The following is a 5,501-nucleotide window of genomic DNA, read 5'->3' on the forward strand; positions in this document are numbered from 1 at the left end:
GGGCGTACGCGGCCCGCGCGGCCCGCGGGCCGTGCGGGCACGGGCGGGTGTTCGCTGGGGTTCTCGGCTTCCATGGGCACCATCATCGGGCCCGGCATGATCGACAAGACACCCCCTTAGTGGGAGGAGAGCCGGAAGTTCATCCGGCCGAAGCCGATCTGGTCGCCGTCGCGGACCGCGACCGAGCCGGTGACCCGGCGGCCGTTGACCGTGGTGCCGTTGGAGGAGCCGAGGTCCGTGAGCACCCACACGCCGTCGCGCATGCCGAGCTCGGCGTGCACCCGGGAGACCGTCTCGTCGGTGAGCCGCAGCCCGTTCCCGGGGTCGCGGCCGATCCGCAGGGCCCGGGCGCTGGGGTGCGGCAGCAGCAGTTTGGGCAGCCGCTCGGCGGTCCAGGCCCGCCGGACCCCGGCGGACACGGCGGAGGCCCGGCCCACCCAGGCGAAGACGCGACGGGTCCAGGGGCCTTCGCCGCCGCGGCCGTCCAGGTCGGCGGTGAGGACGGCGAGGTCTTCGGAGCGGCGGGCGACGAGGGCGAGTTCCATCCGGCGCACGAACGTGTCGTGGGACAGCTTCCCGAGGGCCGCACCCTCGCGGAGCTGGGTCAGCGCCCGGTCGCGCTCGGCGTCGGACAGGCGCGGAACCGGGAAGGCGGGGAACTCGAAACTCGACGTCACAGGGTGATTGTCGGCCCGTCAGGGCCGGAGTGTCCAGAACTCCTCCGGCCGTCCGCGCGATGATGGGTCCGGCACACGTTCCGGGTACCGCCGCAGACGAGGGGAACCGTCCGTGCAGTTCGAGGTGTGGGCACCGCTGACAGACCGGGTCGCGCTGCGGCTGCGGGACGAGGCGTACGAGATGGGACACGATCCGGACCGGCCCGGCTGGTGGGTCGTGGAGGCCCCGGCGGCCGACGGGGACCGGTACGGATTCCTGCTGGGCGTGGCGCCGGGACCGGAGGCGGTACGGCCCGACCCGCGCGGGCGGCGGCTGCCGGACGGGGCCGAGGGCCTCTCCGCGGTGGTGGATTTCGAGCCGATCGCCCCGCAGGCGCCCGCACCCGGGGTCCGGCTCCAGGACGCGGTCCTCTACGAGCTGCACATCGGCACCTTCACCCCCGAGGGCACCTTCGACGCGGCCGCGGCCCGCCTGGGGCACCTCACCGCGCTCGGCATCACGCACGTGGAGCTGATGCCGGTGTGCCCGTTCCCCGGCCGGAACGGCTGGGGGTACGACGGGATCGCGCCCTGGGCGGTGCACGAGCCGTACGGGGGCCCGGCCGGGCTGGCCCGGTTCGTGGACGCCGCGCACGAGGCCGGCCTGGGGGTGGTGCTGGACGTGGTCCACAACCACCTCGGCCCGTCCGGCAACCACCTCCCTGCCTTCGGCCCGTACTTCACGGAGACCCACCACACCCCCTGGGGCGCGGCGGTCAACCTGGACGCCGCCGGCTCCGACGAGGTGCGCGCGTACCTCCTGGGCAGCGCCCTCGCCTGGCTGCGGGACTACCGGATCGACGGGCTGCGCCTGGACGCCGTGCACGCGCTCGCCGACGAACGGGCGCTGACCTTCCTGGAGGAGCTGTCCGCGGCCGTGGACGCGCTCGCCGCCGAGAGCGGCCGTCCGCTGTTCCTGATCGCCGAGTCCGACCGGTGCGATCCGCGCACCACGACCCCGCGCGGCGCCGGCGGCCTGGGCCTGCACGCCCAGTGGAACGACGACTTCCACCACGCGCTGCACTGCGCGCTGACGGGCGAGTCCCAGGCGTACTACGCCGATTTCGCCGAGGCGCCGCTGGCCGCCCTCGCCAAGACCCTGACGCGGGCGTTCTTCCACGACGGGACCTGGTCCTCCTTCCGGGGCCGCAGCCACGGCCGCCCGGTGGACCGGCGCCGGACCCCCGCGCACCGCTTCGTCGGCTACACGCAGACCCACGACCAGATCGGCAACCGGGCCCTCGGTGACCGGCTCGCGGGCTCGCTCTCCCCCGGGCTGCTCGCGTGCGGCGCGGCGCTGGCGCTGACCGGGCCGTTCGTGCCGATGCTGTTCATGGGCGAGGAGTGGGCCGCGGGCACGCCCTGGCAGTACTTCACCGACCACCCGGACCCCGAGCTCGCCGAGGCGGTGCGCAGCGGCCGGCGCCGGGAGTTCGCGGCGCACGGCTGGAAGGCCGAAGAGATCCCGGACCCGCAGGACCCCGCCACCCGCGACCGCTCCTGCCTGGACTGGGCGGAGCCGGAGCGCGCCCCGCACGACCGGCTGCTGGCCTGGTACCGGACGCTGGTCACGCTCCGGCGCACCCTCCCGGACCTGCGCGATCCGGACCTGGCGGCGGTCCGCGTGGCATTCGACGAGGAGCGCCGCTGGCTGACCTTCCGGCGGGGCGACGTACGGGTGGTCGCGAACCTGTCCGCCGAGCCGGTGACCATCGCCCTCGGCCGCAACGGGGTGCGGGTCCTGGCGGCCTGGGAGCCGGTCGAGCACCCGGGCCCCGACGGCCGCGTCCACGTCCCCGCCGAATCGGCGGTACTGCTGGGGCCGTGACGGCGCGCGTCCGGCCCGCCGCGGAAACCCCTTGATCAACGGCGGGCCGCTCTGCTGGAGTCGGCCCCATGGAGCAGAAGAGCGCACAGGGACGGACGGCGGCCGCGTACGACCGCATCGGGGTCGGCTACAAGAAGGCACGGCGGCCCGACCCCCGGCTGGCCGCGCTGATCGGCCGGGCGCTGGACGGTGCGCGCACCGTCGTCAACGTCGGGGCCGGGACCGGTTCGTACGAGCCGCCGGAGGCCGAGGTCACCGCCGTCGACCCGTCGCAGGTGATGCTCGACCAGCATGCCGGCCCCCGGAAGGTGAAGGCGGGCGCGGAGGCACTGCCGTTCGCCGACGGGGCCTTCGACGCCGCCATGGCCGTCCTCACCGTGCACCACTGGACCGACCTGCACCGCGGGCTCGCCGAACTGCGCCGGGTCTCGCGCCGGCAGGCGGTCTTCACCTGGGATCCCGAGCACCGCCCCGAGCTGTGGCTCGTGGACGAATACCTGCCGGAAATACGGGAGTTGGACCGCGGACGCTTCACTGCGGTGGCGGAGGTGGCCGAGGCGCTCGACGCGCACACCGTACTGACGTTCCCGATCCCTCACGACTTCACCGACGGGCTCCAGACCGCCTACTGGCGCCGGCCGGAGGCCTATCTCGACCCGGCCGTACGGGCGGCGAGCTCGACCTTCGCGACGCTGCCGCCCTCGGTCGTGGAACCGGCGATGGAACGGCTCCGCGCGGACCTGGAATCCGGGGCCTGGCACCGGCGCCACGCCCACCTGCTGGAGCAGAGGAACGTGGACTACGGCTACCGCCTGGTCGTCGCCGGCGAAGCGTGACGGTTCAGGTGCTCACTCCACGACGGCCAGCTCGCGCGGGGCGTTGTTGAGGCTGCGGCCGCCGTCCTCGGTGACCGTCACGATGTCCTCGATGCGCACCCCGAAGCGGCCGGGCAGGTAGATGCCCGGCTCCACGGAGAAGCACATCCCGGGGACCAGCGGCTGCTCCTCGCCCTCGACCATGTACGGGGGCTCGTGGGTGGTCACGCCGATGCCGTGGCCCGTGCGGTGGATGAACCGGTCGCCGTAGCCGAACTCGGTGATCACCGCGCGGGCCGCCCGGTCCACGTCCTGGCAGGCGATGCCCGGGCGGACGGCCGCGGAGGCGGTCTGCTGCGCCTCCCGGACGATGTCGTGGACGCGCTGCTCCTCGGCGCTCGGCTCGCCGACGTGCACGGTGCGCGAGATGTCGGAGCCGTAGCCGTGCTTGAGGCCGCCGAAGTCGAGGACCACCATGTCGCCGTGCCCGATGGTCCGCCCACCCGCCTCGTGGTGCGGATTGGCCCCGTTGGGGCCCGAGCCGACGACGGTGAAGTCCACCTGGGAATGGCCGTGTTCACGCAGCAGTGCGGCCAGGTCGGCGGCGATGTCGCTCTCCCGGCGTCCGGCGAAGGGCACCTGGAGGATCCGCTCGTACGCCGCGTCGGCGGCCGCACCGGCCGCCGCGAGCCGCTCCAGCTCCCGCCGGTCCTTGACCGCGCGGAGCATCGGCAGGACGTCGGTGAGCGGGGCGTACGAAGTACCCGGCAACTCCCGCTGGAGGCCCAGCAGGTGCAGGGCCCAGGTGTTGTCGCTGACCCCGAACCGGCCGGCGGTGTCGAGGAGCGGCGCGGTGACGCCGTACGGGTCGTTGCCGTCGGCCCAGTCGCGCAGGGTCAGCGCGGGCGCCCCGGGGACCCCGGCCGCGTCGGGGGCCTCCAGGGCGGGCACGACGAGGACGGGGTCCTGCCCGGCGGTGAGCACGAGCAGGGTCAGCCGCTCGGTGTCCGCCGGCCGGTACCCGGTGAGGTGGGCGAGGTCGGGCCCGGGAGCGATGAGCAGGCCCGCCAGCCCGGCGTCGGCGGCGCTCTGCGCGGCGGCGGCCATCCGGGCGGCGTAGTCGGCGTGCGTGAACGGCTCGGGGGCGTCGGATGCGTCGGATGCGTCGGGTGCGAGGTCCATGGTGCGATCCTGCCGCCGTGCCGGGCGGCGCGCGAGCGGTTACCCGGCCGCGGCGAGCCGGGCGGCGAGGGCCGCGGCGGGCGGGGTCGGGGCGCCCGGCGCGAGGAGTTCCGTACGGTGCACCAGGCGCGGGTCGGACAGCGGTACGGCGGCCGCGGCCACCCGGCGGGGCAGCAGGACCAGTCCGTGCCCGGCGGCGGCCAGGGCGCACAGGGCGTTCAGGTCGGTGCCGTCGTAGCGCAGGGCCGGGGCGGTGCGGACGGCGGCGGGCACCGGGGCCACGCCGGGGGCGTCGATCCAGCGGGCGTCGGCCAGGTCCTCCAGCCGCAGCGAGGCCCGGCCGGTGAACGGGTGCCCGGCCGGGAGCAGCACGGCGAGCCGGTCCTCGCCGACGCCGGTGACGGTCAGCGGGGCCACGTCGGGCAGCCGCAGCGGGTCGCTGGGCGCGGCGAGGCCGTCGACGAGCCCGAGGTCGCAGCCGCCGGTGGCGACGGCGGCCGGCACCTCGGCCGGCGGCAGCACCCGCAGCGTGACCCCGGTGGCCGGCAGCGCGGCAAGCAGCCGCGGCCCGACGGCGAGCGGGGACACGGCGAGGGTGACCCGTCCGGGCGGCGCGGCGGCCAGCCGCAGCACATCGGCGCGGGCCGCGTCGAGCCGCAGCAACAGGGGCACGGCGTGCTCCAGCAGCCGCGCCCCGGCCGGGGTCGGTTCGACGGGCCGCCGGGTGAGGAGCTCGGCGCGCAGGTCCCCTTCGAGGGCGGCGATGTGCTGGGACACGGCGGACTGGGTGTACCCGAGCTCCCGCGCGGCCCCGGAGAAGGAGGCCAGCCGGGCGACGGCGACGAAGGTGCGGAGCAGATGCGGATCCATCCCCCCACCCTCCCACCGCACCGCACCCGACCCCCCGCCCCGACGGCAGCGGCCGGACCCGGGGTCCAGGCCCAGGCCCGGGTCCAAGCC

The 5,501-nt window shown here is 75.7% G+C and carries 5 protein-coding genes; 2 read left to right on the plus strand and 3 right to left on the minus strand.

Annotated elements, in window-relative coordinates; all coding sequences use genetic code 11:
• Positions 1 to 116: 116 nt before the first annotated feature.
• Entirely contained in the window at positions 117 to 677 is a 561-nt protein-coding gene (locus ACFXA3_RS34090; protein ID WP_385193336.1) for a DUF1707 and FHA domain-containing protein, read from the minus strand.
• 112 nt (positions 678 to 789) lie between these two features.
• On the opposite strand from ACFXA3_RS34090, the gene treZ reads away from it, so the two are divergent.
• Both treZ and ACFXA3_RS34100 read left to right on the plus strand, forming a co-directional pair.
• Positions 790 to 2,544, plus strand: a complete 1,755-nt coding sequence (treZ, locus tag ACFXA3_RS34095; protein ID WP_385193339.1) for a malto-oligosyltrehalose trehalohydrolase — start codon at positions 790 to 792, stop codon at positions 2,542 to 2,544.
• A gap of 68 nt (positions 2,545 to 2,612) precedes the next feature.
• On the plus strand, positions 2,613 to 3,380 hold the full coding sequence (locus tag ACFXA3_RS34100) for a class I SAM-dependent methyltransferase (RefSeq protein WP_385193341.1): 768 nt from the start codon (positions 2,613 to 2,615) through the stop codon (positions 3,378 to 3,380).
• Positions 3,381 to 3,392: 12 nt separating this feature from the next.
• Here ACFXA3_RS34100 and ACFXA3_RS34105 read toward each other — a convergent pair whose 3' ends face one another.
• Together ACFXA3_RS34105 and ACFXA3_RS34110 are read right to left on the minus strand one after the other, a co-directional pair.
• A complete protein-coding gene (locus tag ACFXA3_RS34105; RefSeq protein ID WP_385193344.1) occupies positions 3,393 to 4,541 on the minus strand; it encodes a M24 family metallopeptidase in 1,149 nt (382 codons plus the stop codon).
• Between the two features lie 39 nt (positions 4,542 to 4,580).
• Positions 4,581 to 5,411 (minus strand): LysR family transcriptional regulator, encoded by an 831-nt coding sequence (locus ACFXA3_RS34110; protein WP_385193346.1) that lies wholly within the window; start codon positions 5,409 to 5,411, stop codon positions 4,581 to 4,583.
• Between the last annotated feature and the right edge of the window lie 90 nt (positions 5,412 to 5,501).

Source organism: Streptomyces sp. NPDC059456, assembly GCF_042750055.1.
In the GTDB taxonomy this organism is placed as follows: Bacteria; Actinomycetota; Actinomycetes; order Streptomycetales; family Streptomycetaceae; genus Streptomyces.